Here is a 23,297-nt window from a genome sequence, read left to right as displayed (position 1 = left end):
AGCTGTTTGAGCTGGCTTTTTGCTAACTGGAACGCTTAGCGTCGAGTCTTAGAACGAGCGCTTTGCTCGCCAGCAGACTTTTTGTTGCGACGTTGCTGGTTGCTGCGACCTTTAGGTGCGTTAGCACGCTCTTCATGACGGCGTACCGCACGACGAATTTTCTGGCTACGAGAACGTTCACGTTGACGTGACGTGTTCTGGCTAAGGTCTAGCATGGTTTCTTTTTCAGGACGTAATTCAACAAGCTCACGAAGATAGTTCACTTCTTTCAGTGTCAGCTCCATCCATCCGCCACGTGGCAGTTTCTTATCTAGATAGATGTCACCATAGCGAACACGTTTCAGGCGGCTAACTGTCGTTTCTTGTGATTCCCAAAGGCGGCGAACTTCACGGTTACGACCTTCGTTGATAACTACGTAGAAAGTATGGTTCATACCTTCACCACCGGCATAAACTACATCTTCGAAACGAGCCATACCGTCTTCAAGTTCTACGCCGTTCACCACATTGCGAACTTTCTTCTCGTTAATTTCACCAAATACACGTACCAAGTACTCACGTTCAACCTGACGGCTTGGGTGCATTAGACGGTTTGCTAGCTCACCATCAGTAGTGAAAAGAAGTAGACCTGATGTGTTGGCATCAAGACGACCAACTGAAATCCAGCGCGAACCACGGATCTTAGGTAGGCGATCAAATACTGTGCGACGACCCTCAGGATCGTGACGAGTACACAGCTCACCTTCCGGCTTATAATAGGCCAGCACTCGACAAACCACTTCTTCTTGTGCTTTGGCGGAAACAGTATGACCATCAATACGGATAACCGCATTTTCGTCTTCTAGACGTTCACCCAGTCTTGCTACCTGACCATTAACACTCACGCGCCCAGATTTAATTAGGGCTTCAAGTTCACGGCGTGAACCATGGCCTGCGCGAGCAAGCACCTTTTGTAATTTTTCGCTCATTTACCTACCTATAATGTCGTCTTCACAGACGTCGAAACCAGATAATGCGACCTTAAAAATCGCGGTCGCACATTATCGCAAAGAATTCTGTTAGACGCACCAAGTTTCTTACCTTTATTAGTAAGAAAACATTGACCTATTATTGGAATGGCGTTGGGTCACCAGCCCCGGTTCTTAGGACCTTCGCTTCATCATCGCTGAAGTCGATAACTGTGGTTGGTTGCTCACCCAAATAACCACCATTCAATATACAGTCAACAGCATGTTCCAGTTGGTCGCGAATCTCTTCTGGATCCGATTCTGTCACTTCGTTGCCCGGTAAAATCAATGACGTTGACATTAAAGGCTCGCCTAAAGCTTCTAACAGATCCAAAGCGATTTGGTTGTCAGGAACACGAATACCTATTGTCTTACGTTTAGGATTCATCAAACGACGAGGAACTTCTTTAGTCCCTTTAAAAATAAAAGTATAAGGGCCAGGAGTATTGTTCTTCAACAAACGGAAAGCGGTGTTGTCTACTCGAGCATAGAGAGATAGCTCAGACAAATCTCGACATAGTAACGTGAAGTTGTGTTTGTCATCTAAACGACGAATTTGACAGATACGCTCTAGCGCCTGTTTGTTCTCAAGCTGACACCCCAATGCATAACCAGAATCGGTTGGATAAATAATCACACCACCATTTCGAACAATGGCAACAGCCTGATTGATCAAGCGTGCTTGTGGGTTTTCTGGGTGTACATAAAAAAATTGACTCATTGTTATTCCTTCAAGCTTTTAGGATGCTCTCGGTACAACCTTCCATGTTGTTCGACTTCAAGAGCGATCTCTTAACTACTGCGTGCAGCATCCCCACTATCTAGTGTAGCGTTGTCCAGAGAGGTTGCTGTCTTTAATGATAATTGGTCCCATACTGGTTCTACTCCAGATGGAAGCCATAAATTCCTGCCTAACTCCATCCAAGGTGACGGGTAATGGAAATCCGACCCTTGTGAAGCTAATAGATTGTATTGTATCGCATAATCGGCAAGGTTGCGTCTTTCTTGAAGACTTTGTTGTGGCTGTGCTACTTCCATTGCATCACCGTTAGCCTCACAAAATGCAGCGATCAGTCGCTTGAGCCACTTTGCGGTTAATTGGTAGCGCCCTGGATGAGCGAGAACTGCCACTCCTCCCGCACTATGAATCGCCGCAACAGCTTCTTGCATTGAACACCAGTTGGGCGGCACATAACCGGTATTATTGCGCGTCATATATTTCTTAAACACTTGTTGCATGGTTTTAGCATAGCCGTTGTCCACCAACCACTTTGCAAAGTGTGCTCGAGTGATTGGTGCATCTCCCGCGATAAGCTTCACTTCTTCTAGAACGCCTTCACGAGTAGCCTTCTCCAACCTATGTGCAATGAGTTCAGAGCGCTCAACACGTCTTGCTTGCTGAGCTTCAATAAGCGCTAACAGTTCAGGAGAATCAAGTGACACGCCTAGCCCCACAATATGAATGTCTTTGTTCTGCCAGACGGTCGAGATTTCAATGCCATTAACCAACTCAATCGGCAGTGATTGTTGCTCAATAAATTCAAGCGCTTCGGGAATCGCATCCAAAGTATCATGGTCAGTAATGGCAAGAACCTTGACATCAAAACCAATTGCTCTGTCTAAAAGTTCGGCAACCGATAGTCGGCCATCTGAGGCTGTGGTATGGCTATGTAAATCTATCTTCATTTTTTCACAATTTCGGTTGACTTTCGCACCACGAACTAGTTAACTAGTACGCAGATACATTATTTGAGTTAAGCACGTATGTTACTAGATATTCATACAATCAAAAAACCTTTAAACCGTATGGTTAATTCTCTACAAGGTTGGTGGCGCACTTGGACACAATCCGAGTGGGCTTTTTTGCGTGCATAATCAAAACCTAATTTGATTAAAGCCCACTCAAACGAGTGGGCTTTTTTGTTTTTCGATTTAACTGATTAATTAAGCAACAAATTGAACCTATTCAACGTTGGGCAAACGTTTTAATTATGCGAGTATGTATCAAGATTGTTGCAAAAGCAGATTCAAAGAATTTAGAGGAGGTTTTGTGAACAAAGCCATTACCATCAAAAAGCAAGGTCGTTTGGAAGTACTGTCATTGCAAGTACCTTATACCCAAGATCCGACTCGACTGTTTCATACGCTATGTGAAAACAAAACAGACAGTCTGTTGCTTGAGTCTGCTGAGATTGACTCTAAACAAGATCTCCAAAGTCTGCTTATCGTTGATTCAGCGGTAAGAATTGTTTGTGAGGGTCACAAAGTTCGCTACGAAGCCTTAACCACAAACGGCGTTAACTTGCTCAATATCATTGCTCAGAATCTTGCTGAAGGCATTGAATTTACCCTACAAGAACGTGAGTTGGTCGTTCAGTTTGAGATGCCTGATGATACGCTTGACGAAGATTCTAGACTTCGTGAAGCCTCTTCTTTTGATGCACTTCGTCTTGTACAACACAGTTTCGACCTGACAGACCAAGATAAAAATGCATTATTTATGGGTGGGCTTTTCGCTTATGACATCGTTGCCAACTTCGAACCACTAGGTGATGCTAAACAATCAAACCAATGTCCAGACTTCGTATTTTACGTTGCAGAGAGTCTACTTGTTGTTGACCACCAAAAAGAATCCTGCGACTTGCATACAACGTTGTTCAATCATGATGAAGATGAATTAGCTCGTATCCGAGGAAGGATTCTACAAATCAGTCAGCAATGCGATGACCTAAAACTTGTTCCAGAGGCGAAGAAAGTTGAAGGTATCGAAGAGAGCGTCAGTATCTCTGATGAAGATTTCTGCCAGATAGTAAGAGATTTAAAAGAGTACGTCGTTCGTGGAGACATTTTCCAAGTCGTTCCATCACGCCGTTTCACTCTGCCATGCCCTTCTCCGCTTGCAGCATACAAAGAGCTGAAGCAAAGCAACCCAAGTCCATACATGTTCTACATGCAGGACGAATTATTCACCCTATTCGGAGCATCACCAGAAAGCGCACTTAAGTACGGTTCTGACTCCAATCAAATTGAAATTTACCCTATTGCTGGCACACGACGTCGCGGTAAAAATACCGATGGCTCCATCAACAAAGATCTAGACAGCCGCATTGAACTGGAACTGCGTAGTGATATGAAAGAGAACGCTGAGCACATGATGCTGGTCGACTTAGCTCGTAACGATGTTGCGCGTATCGCAGAACCCGGCACTAGGCATGTCGCCGATCTGCTTCAAACCGACCGTTATAGCCACGTCATGCATTTAGTGTCCCGTGTTGTTGGTCAGCTCCGTGGTGATCTTGATGCCCTTCATGGCTATCAAGCATGTATGAACATGGGAACACTTACAGGCGCACCAAAGATTCGTGCGATGCAGCTCATTCGTCAATTTGAAGGACAAACACGCGGTAGCTATGGTGGAGCAGTTGGTTACATGAATGGTGCTGGTGATCTTGATACGTGTATCGTAATCCGCTCCGCCTATGTGGAGGATGGTGTTGCTCAGGTTCAAGCCGGCGCAGGTGTTGTATTTGATTCCGACCCGCAGTCTGAGGCAGACGAAACACGAGGCAAAGCACAAGCTGTTATTTCTGCTATCAAAACGGCGCACAAGGGGTAATCACGATGTCTACTACTATTTCCAGCAAAGCCAACATTGTGTTTGTCGACAACTTCGATTCATTTACCTACAACCTTGTCGACCAATTCCGTAGCTTAGGCCACAACGTAAAAATCTATCGTAATCATATTGCCGCAGACGTCATAGCCAACGCGGTGCTTGAATTGGACAATCCGGTGGTTGTACTTTCTCCAGGCCCAGGCGCGCCAGCAGATGCCGGATGCATGCCAGAACTCATCAAAAAACTGCGTGGCAAAGTCCCTATGATCGGTATTTGTCTAGGTCACCAAGCGATTGTAGAAGCTTACGGTGGTGTGGTAGCTGGTGCTGGAGAAATCATTCACGGCAAAGTCTCGATGATGGCTCATGATAACCACAGCATTTATCAAGGACTGCCATCACCAATGGCTATCGCACGTTATCACTCTTTGGTCGCAACAACAGTGCCTGACAGCTTAAATATCACTGCAGAAGTCGATGGTTTGGTTATGTCTGTAGCGCATGAACAAGACCGCGTCTGCGGTTTTCAGTATCACCCAGAGTCGATCATGACGACGTATGGCGCAACGTTGCTAAGTAACGCTATTGCGTGGGCAACGAAACAGCTTTAATCATTCAAACAACTGAACCAAATTCAAGGAATCGTAATCATGGAAACTATTATTAATAAACTTTACGACCAACAAGACCTGTCTCAACAAGAGAGCCAGCAGTTGTTTGACACTATCATTAAAGGGGAACTTGACCCTATTTTGATGTCTGCCGCGTTGACCGCTCTGAAAATCAAAGGTGAAACCCCAGAGGAGATCGCTGGTGCAGCCAAAGCGCTATTAGCCAATGCCAATCCCTTCCCTCGTCCTGACTATGACTTCGCAGATATCGTGGGTACTGGCGGCGATGGAGCCAACACTATCAACATTTCCACAACCGCAGCATTTGTTGCCGCTGCTTGTGGTCTAAAAGTAGCGAAGCATGGTAACCGCGGTGTGTCGAGCAAATCTGGTTCTTCTGACCTACTCGACTCTTTTGGTATCAACCTAGCGATGTCTGCCGAGGACACACGCAAAGCCGTTGATGATATTGGTGTTGCCTTCCTATTTGCGCCGCAATATCACGGTGGTGTTCGTCATGCGATGCCTGTTCGCCAAACCATGAAAACTCGTACTATCTTCAATATTTTAGGTCCACTGATTAACCCTGCAAGACCAAACATCGAATTGATGGGCGTTTATGACGCGAAACTGGTTCGTCCTATCGCAGAAACCATGCTACAAATGGGGATGAAACGTGCAGCTGTAGTACACGGTAGCGGTCTAGACGAAGTAGCAATTCATGGCGAAACGCTAGTAGCAGAAATCAAAGACGGGAAAATTACCGAGTACACGTTAACACCAGAAGATTTCGGCTTAGATGCTCATCCACTTGAGGCTATCAAAGGTGGTGAGCCAGAAGAAAACCGTGCAATCATCACCAATATGCTGACCGGAAAAGGGACTGACGCTCAACTTGGCGCTGTTGCTGTCAACGTTGCACTATTGATGAAACTGTTTGGGCATGACGACCTTAAGTCCAATGCTCAACAAGCGATAGACGCAATGAATTCAGGTAAAGCGTATCAGCTCGTCCAGCAACTCGCTGAGCGCGGATAAACCATCGACGACAACATAGGAAAAGAAAATGGAAACGGTATTAGCAAAAATCGTCGAAGACAAAAAAATCTGGGTTGCGGCTCGTAAAGAGTCTCAACCGCTAGAAAGCTTTAAGGCCGATCTAGTGCCATCAGATCGCAGCTTTTATGGAGCGCTGTCGACAGGAAAAGCTGCCTTCATTCTTGAGTGCAAAAAAGCGTCCCCATCTAAAGGGTTAATCCGCGACGATTTCGACTTGGACTACATAGCCTCGGTGTACAACAACCACGCAAGCGCGATCTCTGTTTTGACCGATGAGAAGTATTTCCAAGGTAACTTTGACTTCCTACCCCAAGTTCGTCGTCAGGTTAAACAGCCAGTGCTATGTAAAGACTTTATGATTGACACTTATCAGGTCTATCTTGCTCGCCACTACAATGCTGACGCTATTCTTTTGATGCTTTCAGTACTTAATGATGACGAATATCGTGAGCTTGCAGCCGTTGCAGAGTCTCTCGACCTTGGTATTCTCACCGAAGTAAGTAACGAAGAAGAACTAGAGCGAGCTATTGCGCTTAAGGCGAAAGTTGTCGGCATCAACAACCGCAACCTTCGTGACCTGTCGGTGAATCTTGAACGCACTAAGGAGCTTGCTCCAAAACTTCCTGAAGGAACCATCATCATCTCTGAATCTGGTATTTATAACCACCAGCAAGTTCGAGATCTTTGTCCGTTTGCTAATGGCTTCCTAATCGGTAGTTCGCTCATGGCAGAAGACAACTTAGAACTTGCCGTTCGTAAAGTGCTGTTCGGAGAAAACAAAGTGTGTGGCCTGACCCAAGCAGACGATGCGGCAAAAGCTTACCAGGCTGGCGCAGTAAAAGGTGGGTTGATTTTCGTAGAAAAGTCTCCTCGCTACGTCGATTTAGAATCAGCTCGCATGGTCATGAGTGGCGCTCCACTCGAGTTTGTTGGCGTGTTTCAAAACCATAACCCGGAGTTTGTCGCAGATACAGCAAATCAACTGAAACTGTCTGCGGTACAGCTGCACGGTAACGAAGACCAAGCCTACGTAGATACACTCAAACCTCTTCTTAATGATGATATCAAAGTGTGGAAAGCACACGGTGTCACCGATGAGCTGCCAGACCTAAACAGAATCAATGTTGACCGCCACTTATTGGATGCCAAGGTGGGTGAGCAATCAGGCGGTACCGGGAAAAGCTTTGACTGGCAATTATTAAATAACACCACTGACATTATGCTAGCTGGAGGACTGTCTCCTGAGAATGTTAAGCAAGCTAGTGAGCTTGGATGCATCGGCTTAGATCTCAATTCGGGCGTTGAGTCCGCACCGGGTAAGAAAGATGCCGAAAAACTCAACCAAGCCTTCGCATTAATTCGAGATTACTAAAACTTGCTCTAGTACGAGTAACAAGTTTCAACTAAAGGAATTTACCATGTCTAAATTAGATGCCTATTTTGGCGAATACGGTGGACAATTTGTTCCACAGATCCTTGTCCCTGCACTGGATCAACTAGAGCAAGCCTTTATCGATGCTCAGGATGACCCTGAATTTCGTTCAGAGTTTATGTCCCTACTACAAGAATACGCGGGACGTCCAACGGCACTCACACTAACTCGCAACCTCACCAAAGGCACCAAAACGAAGCTTTACCTTAAACGTGAAGATTTACTTCACGGTGGTGCTCACAAAACCAACCAAGTACTTGGCCAAGCTTTGCTTGCCAAACGTATGGGTAAAAATGAAATTATTGCCGAAACAGGTGCTGGTCAGCATGGGGTAGCAACAGCACTTGCTTGTGCGTTGCTTGGACTTAAATGCCGAGTATATATGGGTGCAAAAGACGTAGAACGTCAAAGCCCTAACGTTTTCCGCATGCGTCTAATGGGTGCTGAGGTAATTCCAGTTCATTCGGGTTCAGCAACACTAAAAGATGCCTGTAATGAAGCACTACGTGACTGGTCAGCCAGCTACGAAGATGCGCACTATTTGCTAGGTACAGCCGCAGGCCCTCACCCGTTCCCAACCATTGTACGTGAATTCCAACGTATGATTGGTGAAGAAACCAAAAATCAAATCCTAGCACGTGAAGGGGTTCTTCCTGACGCTGTTATTGCCTGTGTCGGCGGTGGCTCAAATGCCATTGGCATGTTTGCAGACTTTATTGAAGAAGAGAGCGTTCGCTTAATCGGTGTTGAGCCAGCTGGACTAGGGATTGATACAGACCAACACGGCGCACCATTGAAGCATGGTACTACAGGTATCTTCTTCGGCATGAAAGCACCACTTATGCAAGATCCAAATGGCCAAATAGAGGAGTCTTATTCCGTCTCTGCAGGTCTCGATTTCCCATCTGTTGGACCACAGCACGCTTATCTCAATAGTATTGGTCGAGCAGAATACGAGTCTATTTCTGACGACGAAGCGCTCGAATCATTCCAAGAACTAGCACGCGGAGAAGGTATTATCCCAGCTCTTGAGTCTTCACACGCACTGGCTTACGCGTTAAAGATGGCACGCGAAAACCCAGAGAAGGAACAACTTCTTGTTGTTAACCTATCAGGACGCGGAGACAAAGATATATTCACCGTTCACGATATCTTAAAAGAAAAAGGAGTTATGTAATGAGCCTGAATCAAGATCGCTACAAAGAAATGTTTCAACGCCTAGGCGAGAAGAATCAAGGCGCTTTCGTTCCTTTCGTGACAATGGGAGACCCAACCCCAGAGCTGTCTCTGAAAATCATCGAAACCTTAGTTGAGTCTGGGGCTGATGCGCTAGAGCTTGGCATGCCGTTTTCAGACCCTCAAGCGGACGGTCCTACTATTCAAGGCGCAAACATTCGTGCTTTGGACTCAAAAACCACACCGACTATCTGTTTTGAGCTACTGGCACAAATACGCTCAAAATACCCAGAGCTTCCAATTGGATTGCTCATGTACGCAAACCTCGTCTACTCAGGTGGCGTTGACACTTTCTATAAGAAATGCGCGGAAGTGGGCGTCGACTCAGTACTTATCGCTGACGTCCCAACTAACGAAAGCAAAGAGTTTGTTGAAGCGGCTCATAAACACGGTATTCACCCTATCTTTATTGCGCCACCAACAGCGAGTGAAGAAACCATTCAGCAAGTGGCAAAACTAGGCGGCGGCTATACCTACCTGCTTTCGAGAGCCGGAGTAACTGGTACTGAAACTAAAGCTAATATGCCTATGAATACTCAGCTAGATAAGCTCACTAAACATGATGCTCCGCCATCATTACTTGGTTTTGGTATTTCTGAGCCGAAACAAGTCTCTGAGGCATTGGCTGCTGGTGCGGCAGGAGCTATTTCTGGCTCTGCGGTCGTTAAAATCATCGAAAACAACTTAGCAGAGCCAGAAAAAATGCTAAACAAACTTTCTGAATTTGTTAAAGCGATGAAAGCCGCGACACAAAGGTAGACGTTTTTTTAGACAGTTCATTTCGCCCTTTCATAACAGAAAAGTTGCGTCAATTGCGCAACTTTTTTTTTACATCTTAACTTTCACAACTATTATCAATATCTTTCAATCCGTAAGTAATTATTAACCAAATTCAAAGCAAACGTTTGCTATCGGTCAATAGAACAGCATTCCTTCTAATATTCTTATCTAAATCACCTCTAATTGATTTCTATCTATTGCTAACAGTGCTAATAAAGTGTAAAAACTCCAACGAACATTAGTCTAACATTTGCCGTTCATCTGGAAGACTATGCTAGGATTTTATAATTTATTAGCACAGGAGTTAAGGAAGTGTTAAAAGAAAAGTTGATGCTAAACAATATTGGCGTCCAAGTCGTGATTGCAATGATCCTAGGTACCCTAATCGGTGCCATGATGGGTGAATCTGCGTCTATGTTTGCCCCATTGGGTACTATCTTTATTAATCTAATTAAGATGTTAGTCATTCCTTTGGTTGCTGTAGCTCTGATTTCAGGTGCTGCAGGTCTTGGTAACAGTAGTAACGCAGGTAAAGTTGGTGTCACCACACTAGCTTATTTTGGTCTAACTTCAGCTCTAGCAGTGGCGTTAGCGCTTGTTATGGGTGAAGTGTTCCAACCAGGTATTAATATCGATACAGCAGGCATCGAAGGCATGTTCTCTGCTGAATACGCTTCTAAGGGCGACCTACCTTCTTTCTGGGCAACCATTACAGGTATGATCCCGACCAACGTTTTTCAGTCCTTAAATGAAGCAAACATCCTACAGATCTTGGTGTTCTGCCTATTCTTTGGTATCGGCCTTTCTAAACTAGAAGAAACTCGTCGTAACCCTCTTCTTAATGGCGTAAACGCAATCGTTGATGTTATGGTGTGGATGATCAACAAAGTGATGATCATTGCTCCTATCGGCGTATTCGGCCTAATGGCAGAAGCCGTTGGCACCTTTGGCTTTGGTGCGCTAATGGTGGTATTCAAGCTGTTCGTCGTCTACATCGCAGCCATTCTTATCTTCGGCTTTGTTGTATACCCTCTGATGATTCAAGTGTTTACAAAGACCTCAGCGAAGAAGTTCATTAGTGCCATGAAAAAGCCTCAAGCAGTTGCGCTTTCGACGGCTTCTTCAATGGCTACACTGCCTGTAACTATGGACACAGTAGAAAAAGAATTAGGCGTTAAGAACTCGACCGCATCGTTCGTACTGCCACTTGGTGCGACCATCAATATGTCTGGTAATGCAATTTACTATGGTCTGGTAGCTATCTTCTTTGCACAGTTATTCAATATCGATCTTTCAATGGGCGCATACATTGCTATCATCGTGACATCGACATTGGGTGCGGTTGGTCAAGCCGGTGTTCCTGGCCCGTCATTCCTTGTCGTAGCGGTACTACTGGCGGCAGGCATTCCTATTGAAGGCCTACCTCTTCTATTCGCTCTAGACCGTATCTTCGACATGATTCGTACTGCTCTAAACATCACTGGTGATGCAGCTTGTGCGGTCATCGTTGATGCTCTGGTTGAAGAAGAAGCACAAGAGGCTGAGTTACAAAAACAGCAAGCGTAACTTAGGTCAAAAAACCGGTTTCACGGGCTGTCACTTTATAGTGACAGCCCTTTTTTATATAAAACTGTTTTAATACGACTTTTCTACTAGGTTATCTATGGTTACAAACAAAAGGAGTTTGACGTACCCATGGGAAAGATAATCTTTTATATGCCAACACCAACCTCTGACGCTCGAGCTTGGATGGAATATGGTGAAATGACCGACGAAGATGGCAATTTCTCCGACAACATTATGCATCGCAAAAACCATCGGTGGATACAACATCTTGCTACGACCAAAGATAAAGAAGCCATTCAGATCTGGTATCAAAAAGGCGTTACCATTAACGAACTGGTCAATATTTCTAATGATGACCAAATATATATCCGTGGACATGGATTCCCGGGGAAAGAACATATCACCATGGCTAAATGCTGGGGCACTGTCGTGGGTCACAGGTATGTCGTCGACCGACTAAAAGAAAATGGCCTTCCAAAGACTTTTACAGGCAAAATCAAATGCTATAACTGTAACAGTGCCTCTTGGGTAAATGGTCAGCGAAGCTTCGCTCAAGCTCTTGCGGATTATATGTATGGCTGGGGCTACGATAAATGTACTTACTACGGTTACAGAGGAAAGCTAGACTCCTACTATAAAAACGGATTTGATGGCATACACAAGTACATCCGTGGCGGCAATTTCACCGATGGTGTCTGCCGAGCCAGTGATGCCAGAGTGCAAATAAAACCGCAGGATCTTAACCCCCCTCAGTACGCATCGATCTCTGGTTTAAAAAAACCTATCACCGAATAGTGTATTAGGAATAGAAGATTAACAAAGGCCCGACTTTTCGGGTCTTTCTAGCTCGTCTCGTCACTGGCACACCTCCCTTGTCCCGAGCATCTTCACCACGAATTTGTTCAAATTGTTTTGTATTGGCAACGTTTTGGTTACACTGTCGTGAATCATCACTAAAAGGTTTGCGAGAAACATGAAGCAACTACTTGATTTTATTCCACTGATTATCTTTTTCGTTCTATATAAGATGCAAGATATCTACGTGGCTACGGGCGCATTGATCGTCGCAACCGCTGTTCAAATCGTCGTCACCTATTTCCTATATAAGAAAGTCGAAAAAATGCAGGTCATTACATTCTTAATGGTCGCTGTGTTTGGGGGCATGACAATATTCTTGCATGATGACAACTTCATAAAATGGAAAGTAACTATTGTTTACGTGATATTTGCGATAGGTCTAGCGGTTAGTCATGCGATGGGACGAAGTGCTATTAAAGGTATGCTGGGTAAAGAAATCACCTTACCTGACGCGGTTTGGGCCAAAGTAAACTATGCATGGGTCGGCTTCTTTTCTTTCTGCGCGGGTTTGAACATTTACGTCGCTTACTCCCTTCCACTCGACGTTTGGGTAAACTTTAAAGTCTTCGGTCTATTGGCCGCTACCCTGCTCTTCACCATTCTCACTGGTGTGTATATCTACAAACACATTCCGAAAGATGAAGAAGGCAAACCTGCCAAAAATGAGAACCAAGATCATACATCTTGATTCAAGGCGGAAGTTTTGTATACTCCGCAGATAATTGAAAACAGCGACCTACGGGTCGCTGTCTTGTTTCAGGAAGACTATAACCATGACCAATACAACATCAAACACACCTAAAGGCCAACCTATAATTCGCACGCTGGCTATGCCGGAGAATACCAACGCGAATGGCGATATATTTGGTGGTTGGATTATGTCTCAATTAGACTTAGCTGGCGGTATCCTGGCTAAAGAGATCTCTCATGGCCGTATCGTGACGGTTTCAGTTTCAGGAATCACGTTCAAGCACCCCGTAAAAGTTGGTGATGTAGTTTGCTGCTACGGTGAATGCACCAAAATTGGTAACACCTCAATGACTATCAATCTAGAAGTATGGGTTAAACCAGTAAGTCTAGAGGGTGTCGGTGAGCGTTACCAAGTATGTGAAGCTACCTTCCATTACGTTGCCATTGATGCAAATGGACGCCCCCGTCCAATTAATCCAAATTAAAGCAGTTCTAGCGATGACTTTTCCGTGAAAAAATGACATCTTAAGAGGACATGACTATTTGAAGGAAACAAATATGTGGTACGTTATTTTTTCACAAGACGTTGAGAACTCACTAGAAAAACGTCTCAGCGTTCGCCCACAACATCTGGAAAGACTTCAAACACTCCAAGATGAAGGTCGATTGCTCACCGCAGGCCCAATGCCAGCCATTGACAGTGATAATCCGGGAGATGCTGGGTTTACAGGCTCAACCGTTATTGCTGAGTTCGAGTCGTTAGCAGCAGCGCAACAATGGGCAGATGCCGACCCGTACATTGAAGCTGGTGTTTATGCTAACGTTATCGTTAAACCATTTAAGAAAGTATTCTAAAGGCGAACGATGAAAAAATCTCTTTGGATGGCTATCACGGCAGTGACCGTGTTAGCGGGCTGTTCTAGTACCAATGATGACCAACAACGTCAGATAGAAATGCTAGCTCAAAGCCGCGCTAGCGTGTTGTCTTCTGGTTTGCCGATCGAACAGGGCCCGTTGTCCATCATGAAGGCCTCTGCCAACAAAGGCACGGTTGAGATTATGATGATCTATAATACCGATGCTAAAGGCGCTAAACCGCTTGATACGGTATTACGTAATAGCATGAACTATTACTGTACCGACCGTGAAGTGAAGTCAAATCTGGATATGGGCTTGGCCTACCGGATCAAAATTCGCAACTCGCGCGGCCAACTTATGGTAGACCAGCTTGTCACAAAAGACTATTGCGACAAGCCGCCTGCGAACTAATTCGAATCATCAAAAAAGGCTTGCATCTGCAAGCCTTTTTTATTTTTCCACCGATTAACTTAGCTTTCTACGTAAGTTACTCGCTGCTTTCACCAAGTTGTTTAATGATACTTCCGTTTCTTCCCAGTTACGTGTTTTTAAGCCGCAGTCCGGGTTCACCCACAGTCTCTCTACAGGAATGCGCTCAGCTGCCTTCTCAATCAACTGCTCAATCCATTCAACGGTCGGAATGTTTGGAGAGTGGATATCGTAAACCCCCGGTCCAATCTCATTTGGATAGTTAAACTCTTCAAACGCATTTAGCAGTTCCATATTTGAACGAGAAGTTTCAATAGTAATCACGTCTGCATCTAACGCAGCCACAGATTCAATGATTTCATTAAACTCGCTGTAACACATATGAGTGTGTATTTGGGTTTCTGGTTTAGCACTTGCAGCAGACACCTTGAACGCTTTCACCGCCCACTCTAAATACGCTTTATGGTCACGCTGTTTTAACGGTAAGCCTTCGCGAATTGCAGGTTCGTCAATCTGAATGATGTTAATTCCAGCGTTCTGCAAATCATTAACTTCATCTTGAAGTGCTAATGCAAGCTGATTGGCTATCGTTTGTCGCGTCACATCCTCACGAGGGAACGTCCAGCATAAGATGGTCACAGGCCCCGTTAACATACCTTTCATTGGTTTTGAGGTTAACGACTGAGCATAGGTTGACCACTCGACTGTCATTGGCTTGTCACGTTCTATATCAGCAACCACGATGGCGGGTTTCACACAGCGCGATCCATAACTCTGTACCCAACCAAATTGAGTAGTTTGAAAGCCTGAAAGATTCTCTGCAAAATACTCCACCATATCATTACGTTCAGCTTCACCGTGCACCAAAACATCTAATCCGGTGGCTTCCTGTCGCTCTACCGTATCTTTGATAAACGCATGCATAGCAGTTTGATAACTTGAGAAATCAATGTCATTACGTTTGTACGCCGCACGTGTTTGTCGAACTTCAGAGGTTTGCGGGAACGAACCTATCGTCGTAGTTGGCAATAAAGGAAGCTTCAATACTTCTTTCTGGTGATGGGCTCGCTCATCATAAGGTGCGCAGCGATCACCGTTGGTTTGGCCCAAAGCGGCAACACGCTTTTGAACCTCAGGCTTATTTACCCAATTCGATAGCTCACGCTCTATAATGGGTTGACTGTATTGAGCACAATACTGTTTTGCATCTTCATCGCCATCTAATGCCTTAGCCAACCATTGCACTTCACTAACCTTCTGTTTGGCAAAAGAGAACCAATTTTTTGTCCCCTCTGGAAGTTTGGTTTCCAGTTCTAAATCAACCGGGCTGTGTAGCAAAGAGCATGAGGTGGCCACCCACAAGCGTTCACCAAGCTTTTCTTTTACTGGCTGCAATTGTTGGAGCTTACTGTGTAAATTTGCGCGCCATACATTTCGACCATTGATAGTACCGACCGATAACACCCAATCTTCTGGTAATTGATCAACCACGATATCTAGCTGTTCAGGAGCCGCAGCCACATCAATGTGCAGGCCATCAACACTTAGTTGCTTAATCACATCTAACGATTCAACAACCGAGTCAAAATAGGTTGTCAGTAGCACCTTCACATCACTTCTTATTACCTGATAAGCCAGCTTAAAACTACTTAGCCATGGCTTTGGAAGCTCAAGAGACAATATTGGCTCGTCAATTTGCACCCACTCTACACCCAGCTTTTCTAGCTTCGCTAAGATAGCTTGGTAGGCTGTCAAAAGACGTGGCAACAGTGTGAGTCTATCAAAACCGTCTTCGACTTCTTTACCAAGGTAAAGGTAACTCAAGGGACCTAGAAGCACAGGTTTCACATTGCGGTTATTTTGCTGAGCTTCATTTATCTCATCGAATAACTGGGTCCAACTGACTTGAAAACTATCTTGAGAGGAAAACTCAGGAACAATGTAGTGATAATTTGTGTTAAACCACTTCGTCATGTCTGACGCTGCTTCGCCACTGCAGCCGCACTGAGCTTGTGACTGACCTCGCCCTACACGAAAAAGAGTATCAAGGTCAGGAAAGCCTTTAGCATGTCGCTTTGGCACATGACCTAATAGTAAGCTGGTACCAAGTACATGGTCATACCAAGCAAAATCACCCGCTGTCACGAAAGACAGTTCATTATCGCGCTGCAGAGCCCAGTTGTTCTCTTTGATGTCACTTGCAGCTTGCTTGAGAGCAGCTTGGTCGCTCTCCCCTTTCCAGTATTTTTCTAGAGCAAATTTGAGTTCGCGTTTTTCACCGATGCGTGGATAGCCAAGAATGTGCGTTACTGTCATGTTGATGTCCTTTATCTGAAGCAGTCTGGATGGCTAAACTATCTCCCAGCCAACAAATATGAACAATCTCAAATTATTCACATTGAATATGAAATTAATTCAACAACAGATAGAAAACAATTTTGGACGTCTAGATGTTTACACATCCTATGAATCACGTTAAGTTAATAGTTAAGGGAACAGGATGAGGGATATTCATGATAGAGCTAAAGCACTTAAAAACATTGGCATCGCTACGAGATACAGGATCACTAACTGCGACTGCCACATCGCTACACCTAACTCAGTCCGCCCTCTCTCATCAACTAAAGGACTTAGAAGCGCGTATCGGCTCACCGTTGTTTATTCGCAAGACACGTCCAGTTCGATTTACCTCAGAAGGTGAGATACTGCTCAACCTCGCGAACGAAATTCTTCCACGCATCGCGCAAGCAGAGGGTGATTTAGCGGGTCTCAAGGAAGACATCAACGGTCGTTTACACATGGCCATAGACTGTCATTCTTGCTTTCAGTGGCTGATGCCTGCTTTGAAAGAGTACCAACTCGCTTGGCCACATGTAGAGCTCGATTTTTCCTCTGGTTTTGGCTTTGAGCCTATTCCTGCTTTAGTTGCTGGAGAGCTAGATTTGGTGATTACCTCCGATATCCAACCGCGCTCTGAAATACATTATGAACCCCTATTCGATTTTGAGATGCGTTTAGTCACGTCCATCTCTCACCCACTAGCAGAAAAACCTGTAATTGAGCCCGAAGATCTATCAGAGCAGACCTTATTGACGTATCCGGTTCAAAAGCAACGACTCGATGTAGTCAAACATTTCTTAACCCCAGCAGGGATAGAACCAAATAAATGGAAACAAGCTGACAACACCTTAATGTTGGTACAAATGGTATCGGCGGGTTTAGGGGTCGCGGCTTTACCCAACTGGGCAGTGAGTGAGTTTTCTCGTCAAGGATTAATTACCAGCAAGCCACTGGGACAAGGGCTTTGGCGAAGGCTCTTTGCCGCGGTGAGAAATGGGGAGAAGGATAAACACTATCTACAAGCCTTTTTCGGCACCGCAAGAACGCAATGTCAGCAGCATCTGGAAGGTATCAAGATCGCTTAAGTTCTATTGCAGAAGTGGATTCAAAAAGTGAGCCCTCCATAATGGAGGGCTTAATTCATTATAACGCAGTACTGGTTAAGAACGTGGACTCACGATTCCCAAACATACTGCTTGTTGTTTGTCCTGCGGAGAATCTTGATAAATCACTTCTTGCTGAATATCAGGTACAAACTGCGGCCATTCATTAGTAAAGCGAGCGAATACTCCTTCTTTACATCCTGCCCCCATATTGCCCATTAACAACACACCTTGCTGCTCAATTGCCTCTGCTGTGATATGACGATTGTAAACATTAGGTAGCGTCTCATTGCTCCACTGGTTTGTCATTTTTGGATGAGGTGCGATATAGAAGGTAAACCATTGAGAAAGCTCTGTACCACCAACTAATGTCAGTGGCTTATCATTGTGTTGATACCAAAACTGTTCTGCTTCACTGCTTAACGTCTTAATGCCACTAAAGCTCTGCCCCGCATTGCGAACGTTAAAGATCATCACCGAGGCATAACCAACAATCATAACCAATGCCATCACGGACAACACTTTAAATGGTCTCGATAGTTTACCTACAACATCTTTTGCCAGATAAGCAACCAATACTGCCGGCGCAGGCATAAAGAACGGGTGTAGCCATTCCACAAGGCGATTACCTTTATGGAAGGTAAACCAAGCCATGATAAGCACCAGCGGAGCGAGTAAAACGAACGTTGTTAACCATACTTTTTCAGGCACATCTTTAGTTAGTTTCAGCGCCCGTTTGCCCAGCAACGCCGCTAACAAAACAAACGGATAGAATACCGATAACAGCGCTAACCAACTACCAGGACTCAACTGTGCCGATACTTGACCACTCACCCACTTCACCGACGAGAAGTTGTTAGCAAACATCCAAAAGAAGTTTGGTGTTACTAAAGCTAGAAACGCAACAATGCCGGCATAGAAATACGGTTCTTTCCAAAAGCGACGCACGCTTGGCACTGTAAGGCTAAGTACAAATACCATCGCAACTGGTGCGAAGGTCGTGTATTTAGCCATTGCAGAGCAACCGGCTAACACACCAAACGGTAACCACCACTTCGCGTTTTCATAAACCGCTTTAACAAAAAACAGCAAAATCCATGACCAAGAACCAAACAACAAATAGTTGTCGTTATATGGGATGGCTTCAAAATTGATAACACCTGATAAGTTTAGAGTCAGTAGCCCCAACCAAGCTAAGGCCGTTGAATCTGTAAGTTTGTAAGCGAGTCTGTAGCAACCCAGCATACCCAATGCGATAACAGAGAAGTGTCCTACATACCAAAATGCTGATGCAAACTCTGTGGTATCTGAGACAAGTAAAATACGGGCAAAGAAGCCTACAAACCACGGATTGTTCGGACTTCCCCATTCCCCATTACTGGCCCAGTTCAACGCTTCCACTGCGTCATAAGGTACGGTTGGATCTAGGTGATAAGACACCAAAGACCAAGCGACGGCATAGAAAAAACACCACATGAATGCAAAGCGATGCGAACGCTGCACATCTGTTGAACTCATGGATGCTCGGTCAAAACTGAGAATAGTTGAAAACATTGGCTAAAAAGGGCTCCCCTAAAAAGTCAAAATAGAAGGTTTTGGCGATAGACTTTACTCACTTGAAGTGCATCACAAAATGGCTTCAAGTCATTTTTCTGTAAATATCTTATTTATTAATAAGTTACATAAATTAATGACACTTATAATATGAATAGTCTATATGGATAGATAGTCAAGAGCTGTAATGAAATGTCAGCATCGAAGGGACAGAAGAGTACCTTCAGATCGGAAGAGTAAAACGAGAAGTGACTGATTCTATTTATGAATCACACCATTCAATACATTCTGTACAAACTGCATTAAACCGTGTGATTCATAATAATTAGAGAGATGTTGAATTATTGCGCGTTAGCCGTTTGAGATTCCACCTGTTCGATGTGTTGAACCGCACTCTCAGAAAACCCATCGTGCAAGTGATAATAGCGTTTGTAAACAATGCCACTAATTGCCATTAAGATTGCAGGTAAGCCCACCATCATGAACTCAATGCCAAAAATAGTATCCGCAGTTTGTTCTACGTTCGGCACATAGCCGACTAATGACAGTCCCACACCAACGATGAAGCCACCGGCTGCACCCGCGAATTTTACCAACATGGTTTGAACTGAGAAAATAACACTCTCGCTGCGACGACCAGTTTTATATTCACCATAGTCCACAACATCAGCAAGCATCACTGTTTGTAGTGCATTCGCAATACCGATACCAAATTTGATAGCTGCACCTGAGAGACCGATAAGCACCACGTTACCCGGAGCCAAGCCACTCATCGCAAGTAACAGGCCACATGAGAGTATCGGGAAACCACAAGCGATAAACCACAAGTTCTTTCTAGGCAACTTAGCAGCAATGCGTGGGAATAAGAAAACACCCGCGACTTCCGCAGCACCAGCAACCATCATATAGATAGGGAAAAGTTCAGGATTTCCTAACGCATAAGAAAAGTAATAGATAGCAAATCCGCCCACTAGCAAGTTAGCGATTTGGAAAGATAATACCGTACCAATCAGTGCTTTTAGTTGGTCATTTTGACCAATAATTACCATGACATCTTTGAAATTAAACTTCTCCGCTGCGTTTGCTTTGATGTTGGTATCTTCTTTTACGTTACGAGCTACCAAGAAAGCACTTAACACAAATAGAATCGCGATTAGGATTGATAGATTGAAGAAACCGTCTCCTTGATTGCCATCTCCTAACGTACCAACAATATGCAAGCCGTAAGTACCGATGATAAACCATGCCAAGCTAGCGAATAGACGAGGCCATACGACTAACTTCTCGCGTTCTTGTCTAGAGCTAGACAGCGCTGGAATCATTGACCAATAAGGAATGTCCATAATGGTATAGGTCAGCCCCCATAAGATGTACGCTGCCGCAGCATATACATATAAGGTTGTACCCTCAAACATATGAGTACTAAACAACGCAATCAGAACAACCGCATTTAGAATCGTCCCAACAACAATCCACGGACGGAACTTACCCATTTTTGAACGAGTGTTGTCAACGATCACGCCCATAAGTGGGTCAGTCACAGCATCGAAAATTCGGGCCACAAGGAAGATTGAACCGACAAACGCAGCGGACAACCCTGCGACGTCTGTAAAGTAGAACATTAGGAAGATGTAGATAGGCGCACAAGCAAAGTCTTTGCCTAAAGCACCTAGGCCATATGAGAGTTTGGTTTTTAGAGTCAGTTGATCAGACATAGGTTACACTTAGTTTCTTTGATTTATTGGTCTGAGCGCAATCCTACTGACAGAAGAGTCACCTTTCTGTGATCCATGACCACAACTGGAAACGTTTACACGGACATATTTAGAAATGAGATCTAAAACAACAAAACATAACAATATGTAAATTAAATGTGATCGAATACATCTAATATTAGCTTTAAGGAGTAAAAACAAACAGGAAACGATTACAAATAGACCAATAAAAAAGGCTGCAAGACAAAGTCATGCAGCCTTTTTGCAATCAGTACAGTTTAGAGTCTCTGTAACACCACTAGAACCGCAGATTCTGAGTCTAGTATCGGCATCGTCAACCCAATCTCTTCGCACCATTCTCCGGTTAACTCACATCCCTCTTCCATCCAAGGCGGTTGGTAGTTAACGATGTCATCAAACAAAGCAGGTTTATCAATCACGGAAACTTTGTACCTTGCTTTAGGATCCAATCCTGGTATCCGTAGATGCCCACTCAACGAATTCGTTGGCATGGCCAACTGAGCGATCTGGATAACCGCTTGAGACTGGTCCTTGGCAATAACAGCCGAGATCTGATGAGCGTTATCATCGGTTTCAAGACGCCATGAATTCCCGCTGTGTAGCAACGATCGCAATGATTTATGCAACTTGATGTAGCGCTCAAATCCTTGCTTTTCAATGTCACTTTCTTTGACTGGATCAAGTTCGATTCCCATATGACCGAACAAGGCGGTGAGGCCCCTAAATTCGATAGAGTGACGGCGTCTGGTACTATGGCAATGACTCGCGCCGATATGGCTCCCCATGACTTCCGGTGGGAAGAAATAGCTCATACCTCGTTGTATAGACTGTCGCTCGAGCGCACCATTATTATCTGATGCCCAGAAGCGATGGGTACGCTTCAACACTTCAAAATCGATTCTCCCACCGCCTGCTGCACACGATTCAATTTCTACGTTAGGATGTTTTTCTCGCACTTTATCAACCAGCTGATAATAGCGAACCACTTGTTGATACCCAGCCGCTCTACCTTTGTGTCCAGGTTGCACCACTTCACGATTCATATCCCACTTGATATAGCCGATATTGTATGTGGATAGGAAATAATCCAAGCGCTCAAACAAGAACTCAAACGCTGCATCATTTTGAAGATCGATGACATATTGGTTTCGCCCAGTAGGTTGTTGATAGCCATCAACTGCCAGCAGCCAATCAGGGTGACTACGATAAAGATCGGAATTTTTGTTGATCATTTCCGGCTCAAACCATAGGCCAAATTCCATTCCGAGACTATTTACATGCTCAACAACAGGCTGCAAACCGTTTGGATATTTCGTTTCATCTAGAAACCAATCCCCCAACGCAGCTTTGTCGCCATCGCGGCCCTTAAACCACCCGTCGTCTATAATAAAGCGCTCAACGCCCATCTGTGATGCTTGTGTCGCCATAGACATAATGTAGTCAGGATCGTGATCGAAATAGATACCTTCCCATGTATTTAGGTGAATTGGACGAGGTTTATTCACAAACTCAGAAGGTAAAATTGAGTGGCGGACGTGTTCATGGAATTGCTGGCTCATGCCATTCAACCCTTTATCGCTGTAACTGGCATACAGCCAAGGAGTAGTTAGACTTTCACCTTGTTCAAGAGTCACTTCTCCGGGCAGATAGATAACTTCAGCCTGAGCATAACGGCGGCCATCAGCTTTCACATCAACTCTTAACCTGTGGTTCCCACTCCACGCAAAATGGAAACCCCACACATCACCAGACATTTCATCAAAATGGCTGGTACCCGCAATAATTGCTGGATAATGCTCATGAGAGGTCCGCCCACGGCGGTTCTCTTGTTGGAAGCCTCCTTGCAATAATGGCTGGCGTACCGTTTGGAATTCATGGACCCAGCGCCCGAAGAAGCTCATCAACTCTTTGGCTCGTTCTGGCAACATCAGAGTATTGGCTAATCGGTTTACTTGATACGCACCCGACTTGGTATTCGTGAGTGAATGGCGAACCTTAACCACATCGTACTGATCCAGATGCAGTTCAGTGGTTAACGTTAGCCCCGCAGTAGCATCTTCACTGATTAAGGTAAGCTGACCATCCTTGTGGAGAGTCTCTGAAATGGTAAAAGCCGGCGCCCAATCTAGGCCGTTGCGGTGTCCCTCTATGGCCGGACTGCTAAATAACCCGCGAGCTAACTCCGGAGTTAAAGACATAGCGATATCATCATCCAAGCGCCCATAAGGAACTGGGCGATGCAACGCCAACCGTGATTGAGGGTCAGACACATCGATGTTCTTACCCCAGTGCAAAATCTCAGCTAACTCCCCGACTTCAAGAAGCATCTGTGTGTTGGTGCCCTTAAGTTCAATCAGCGTTTTATTTGTCATTCACTCTAACCTCAGAAACGATTTGCTCTACATAATAGCTTCAAATCATA

The 23,297-nt window shown here is 44.7% G+C and carries 20 protein-coding genes and 1 other annotated feature; of the genes, 13 read left to right on the top strand and 7 right to left on the bottom strand.

Annotated elements, in window-relative coordinates; all coding sequences use genetic code 11:
- Positions 1–35: 35 nt before the first annotated feature.
- The 3 genes from rluB to rnm all read right to left on the bottom strand — a co-directional run bounded on the left by rluB (position 36) and on the right by rnm (position 2,693).
- Complete coding sequence (gene rluB / locus HW45_RS16050; RefSeq protein WP_006073868.1) at positions 36–968, bottom strand: 23S rRNA pseudouridine(2605) synthase RluB; 933 nt, start codon at positions 966–968, stop codon at positions 36–38.
- 139 nt (positions 969–1,107) lie between these two features.
- Positions 1,108–1,728, bottom strand: coding sequence for an L-threonylcarbamoyladenylate synthase (locus tag HW45_RS16045; protein ID WP_006073866.1), 621 nt, complete (start codon positions 1,726–1,728; stop codon positions 1,108–1,110).
- Positions 1,729–1,799: 71 nt separating this feature from the next.
- Positions 1,800–2,693 carry an RNase RNM gene (gene rnm, locus HW45_RS16040; protein WP_038228142.1) on the bottom strand — a complete coding sequence of 298 codons (894 nt, stop codon included), beginning with the start codon at positions 2,691–2,693 and terminating at the stop codon, positions 1,800–1,802.
- Positions 2,694–2,828: 135 nt separating this feature from the next.
- Positions 2,829–2,931, top strand: a sequence feature (Trp leader region).
- Between the two features lie 126 nt (positions 2,932–3,057).
- Between rnm and HW45_RS16035 the strand changes: the two genes are divergently transcribed.
- The 12 genes from HW45_RS16035 to gspS2 all read left to right on the top strand — a co-directional run bounded on the left by HW45_RS16035 (position 3,058) and on the right by gspS2 (position 14,124).
- Positions 3,058–4,623: an anthranilate synthase component 1 gene (locus tag HW45_RS16035; RefSeq protein WP_038228139.1), complete on the top strand. Its 1,566-nt coding sequence runs from the start codon at positions 3,058–3,060 to the stop codon at positions 4,621–4,623.
- 5 nt (positions 4,624–4,628) lie between these two features.
- Positions 4,629–5,234 (top strand): aminodeoxychorismate/anthranilate synthase component II, encoded by a 606-nt coding sequence (locus HW45_RS16030; protein WP_038228137.1) that lies wholly within the window; start codon positions 4,629–4,631, stop codon positions 5,232–5,234.
- A 39-nt stretch (positions 5,235–5,273) separates the two neighbouring features.
- Positions 5,274–6,272: an anthranilate phosphoribosyltransferase gene (gene trpD, locus HW45_RS16025; protein WP_006073858.1), complete on the top strand. Its 999-nt coding sequence runs from the start codon at positions 5,274–5,276 to the stop codon at positions 6,270–6,272.
- Positions 6,273–6,300: 28 nt separating this feature from the next.
- The gene (gene trpCF / locus HW45_RS16020) at positions 6,301–7,665 is read left to right on the top strand and encodes a bifunctional indole-3-glycerol-phosphate synthase TrpC/phosphoribosylanthranilate isomerase TrpF (RefSeq protein ID WP_038228135.1); all 1,365 of its coding nucleotides are present in this window, start codon (positions 6,301–6,303) and stop codon (positions 7,663–7,665) included.
- A 46-nt stretch (positions 7,666–7,711) separates the two neighbouring features.
- Positions 7,712–8,902, top strand: coding sequence for a tryptophan synthase subunit beta (gene trpB, locus HW45_RS16015; RefSeq protein ID WP_038228133.1), 1,191 nt, complete (start codon positions 7,712–7,714; stop codon positions 8,900–8,902).
- Positions 8,902–9,720 carry a tryptophan synthase subunit alpha gene (gene trpA, locus HW45_RS16010; protein WP_038228131.1) on the top strand — a complete coding sequence of 273 codons (819 nt, stop codon included), beginning with the start codon at positions 8,902–8,904 and terminating at the stop codon, positions 9,718–9,720. Before trpB ends, trpA begins: the two co-directional genes overlap by 1 nt.
- A 351-nt stretch (positions 9,721–10,071) precedes the next feature.
- A complete protein-coding gene (locus HW45_RS16005) occupies positions 10,072–11,307 on the top strand; it encodes a dicarboxylate/amino acid:cation symporter (protein ID WP_038228130.1) in 1,236 nt (411 codons plus the stop codon).
- A gap of 129 nt (positions 11,308–11,436) precedes the next feature.
- The gene (locus HW45_RS28405) at positions 11,437–12,102 is read left to right on the top strand and encodes a hypothetical protein (protein ID WP_152559683.1); all 666 of its coding nucleotides are present in this window, start codon (positions 11,437–11,439) and stop codon (positions 12,100–12,102) included.
- 178 nt (positions 12,103–12,280) lie between these two features.
- Positions 12,281–12,853: a septation protein A gene (locus tag HW45_RS15995; RefSeq protein ID WP_038228128.1), complete on the top strand. Its 573-nt coding sequence runs from the start codon at positions 12,281–12,283 to the stop codon at positions 12,851–12,853.
- Between the two features lie 85 nt (positions 12,854–12,938).
- Entirely contained in the window at positions 12,939–13,340 is a 402-nt protein-coding gene (gene yciA / locus HW45_RS15990) for an acyl-CoA thioester hydrolase YciA (RefSeq protein WP_038228126.1), read from the top strand.
- 73 nt (positions 13,341–13,413) lie between these two features.
- Complete coding sequence (locus HW45_RS15985) at positions 13,414–13,710, top strand: YciI family protein (RefSeq protein WP_006071598.1); 297 nt, start codon at positions 13,414–13,416, stop codon at positions 13,708–13,710.
- A gap of 9 nt (positions 13,711–13,719) precedes the next feature.
- On the top strand, positions 13,720–14,124 hold the full coding sequence (gspS2, locus tag HW45_RS15980; protein ID WP_038228124.1) for a GspS/AspS pilotin family protein: 405 nt from the start codon (positions 13,720–13,722) through the stop codon (positions 14,122–14,124).
- Positions 14,125–14,178: 54 nt separating this feature from the next.
- On the opposite strand, the gene metE is transcribed toward gspS2, so the two are convergent.
- Entirely contained in the window at positions 14,179–16,458 is a 2,280-nt protein-coding gene (metE, locus tag HW45_RS15975) for a 5-methyltetrahydropteroyltriglutamate--homocysteine S-methyltransferase (protein WP_038228122.1), read from the bottom strand.
- 197 nt (positions 16,459–16,655) lie between these two features.
- Here metE and metR point away from each other — a divergent pair, with 197 nt between their 5' ends.
- Complete coding sequence (gene metR / locus HW45_RS15970) at positions 16,656–17,567, top strand: HTH-type transcriptional regulator MetR (RefSeq protein WP_051868167.1); 912 nt, start codon at positions 16,656–16,658, stop codon at positions 17,565–17,567.
- Positions 17,568–17,642: 75 nt separating this feature from the next.
- Here metR and HW45_RS15965 read toward each other — a convergent pair whose 3' ends face one another.
- The 3 genes from HW45_RS15965 to HW45_RS15955 all read right to left on the bottom strand — a co-directional run bounded on the left by HW45_RS15965 (position 17,643) and on the right by HW45_RS15955 (position 23,247).
- Positions 17,643–19,139 (bottom strand): ArnT family glycosyltransferase, encoded by a 1,497-nt coding sequence (locus HW45_RS15965; RefSeq protein WP_081875839.1) that lies wholly within the window; start codon positions 19,137–19,139, stop codon positions 17,643–17,645.
- A 341-nt stretch (positions 19,140–19,480) separates the two neighbouring features.
- A complete protein-coding gene (gene melB / locus HW45_RS15960) occupies positions 19,481–20,854 on the bottom strand; it encodes a melibiose:sodium transporter MelB (protein WP_038228117.1) in 1,374 nt (457 codons plus the stop codon).
- Between the two features lie 278 nt (positions 20,855–21,132).
- Entirely contained in the window at positions 21,133–23,247 is a 2,115-nt protein-coding gene (locus HW45_RS15955; protein WP_038228115.1) for an alpha-galactosidase, read from the bottom strand.
- Between the last annotated feature and the right edge of the window lie 50 nt (positions 23,248–23,297).

It is taken from the genome of Vibrio sp. ER1A (assembly GCF_000733315.1).
In the GTDB taxonomy this organism is placed as follows: domain Bacteria; phylum Pseudomonadota; class Gammaproteobacteria; order Enterobacterales; family Vibrionaceae; genus Vibrio; species Vibrio mediterranei.
Note: the sequence above shows the minus strand (reverse complement) of the source record. Positions and strands in the feature narration are given on the sequence as shown.

What these genes read in the sequence shown, in the direction of transcription:
- rluB (WP_006073868.1), bottom strand. Translation starts at nt 968, where the DNA reads ATGAGCGAAAAATTACAAAAGGTGCTTGCTCGCGCAGGCCATGGTTCA.
- HW45_RS16045 (WP_006073866.1), bottom strand. Translation starts at nt 1,728, where the DNA reads ATGAGTCAATTTTTTTATGTACACCCAGAAAACCCACAAGCACGCTTG.
- rnm (WP_038228142.1), bottom strand. Translation starts at nt 2,693, where the DNA reads ATGAAGATAGATTTACATAGCCATACCACAGCCTCAGATGGCCGACTA.
- HW45_RS16030 (WP_038228137.1), top strand. Translation starts at nt 4,629, where the DNA reads ATGTCTACTACTATTTCCAGCAAAGCCAACATTGTGTTTGTCGACAAC.
- trpD (WP_006073858.1), top strand. Translation starts at nt 5,274, where the DNA reads ATGGAAACTATTATTAATAAACTTTACGACCAACAAGACCTGTCTCAA.
- trpCF (WP_038228135.1), top strand. Translation starts at nt 6,301, where the DNA reads ATGGAAACGGTATTAGCAAAAATCGTCGAAGACAAAAAAATCTGGGTT.
- trpB (WP_038228133.1), top strand. Translation starts at nt 7,712, where the DNA reads ATGTCTAAATTAGATGCCTATTTTGGCGAATACGGTGGACAATTTGTT.
- trpA (WP_038228131.1), top strand. Translation starts at nt 8,902, where the DNA reads ATGAGCCTGAATCAAGATCGCTACAAAGAAATGTTTCAACGCCTAGGC.
- HW45_RS16005 (WP_038228130.1), top strand. Translation starts at nt 10,072, where the DNA reads ATGCTAAACAATATTGGCGTCCAAGTCGTGATTGCAATGATCCTAGGT.
- HW45_RS28405 (WP_152559683.1), top strand. Translation starts at nt 11,437, where the DNA reads ATGGGAAAGATAATCTTTTATATGCCAACACCAACCTCTGACGCTCGA.
- HW45_RS15995 (WP_038228128.1), top strand. Translation starts at nt 12,281, where the DNA reads ATGAAGCAACTACTTGATTTTATTCCACTGATTATCTTTTTCGTTCTA.
- yciA (WP_038228126.1), top strand. Translation starts at nt 12,939, where the DNA reads ATGACCAATACAACATCAAACACACCTAAAGGCCAACCTATAATTCGC.
- HW45_RS15985 (WP_006071598.1), top strand. Translation starts at nt 13,414, where the DNA reads ATGTGGTACGTTATTTTTTCACAAGACGTTGAGAACTCACTAGAAAAA.
- gspS2 (WP_038228124.1), top strand. Translation starts at nt 13,720, where the DNA reads ATGAAAAAATCTCTTTGGATGGCTATCACGGCAGTGACCGTGTTAGCG.
- metE (WP_038228122.1), bottom strand. Translation starts at nt 16,458, where the DNA reads ATGACAGTAACGCACATTCTTGGCTATCCACGCATCGGTGAAAAACGC.
- metR (WP_051868167.1), top strand. Translation starts at nt 16,656, where the DNA reads ATGATAGAGCTAAAGCACTTAAAAACATTGGCATCGCTACGAGATACA.
- HW45_RS15965 (WP_081875839.1), bottom strand. Translation starts at nt 19,139, where the DNA reads ATGTTTTCAACTATTCTCAGTTTTGACCGAGCATCCATGAGTTCAACA.
- melB (WP_038228117.1), bottom strand. Translation starts at nt 20,854, where the DNA reads ATGTCTGATCAACTGACTCTAAAAACCAAACTCTCATATGGCCTAGGT.
- HW45_RS15955 (WP_038228115.1), bottom strand. Translation starts at nt 23,247, where the DNA reads ATGACAAATAAAACGCTGATTGAACTTAAGGGCACCAACACACAGATG.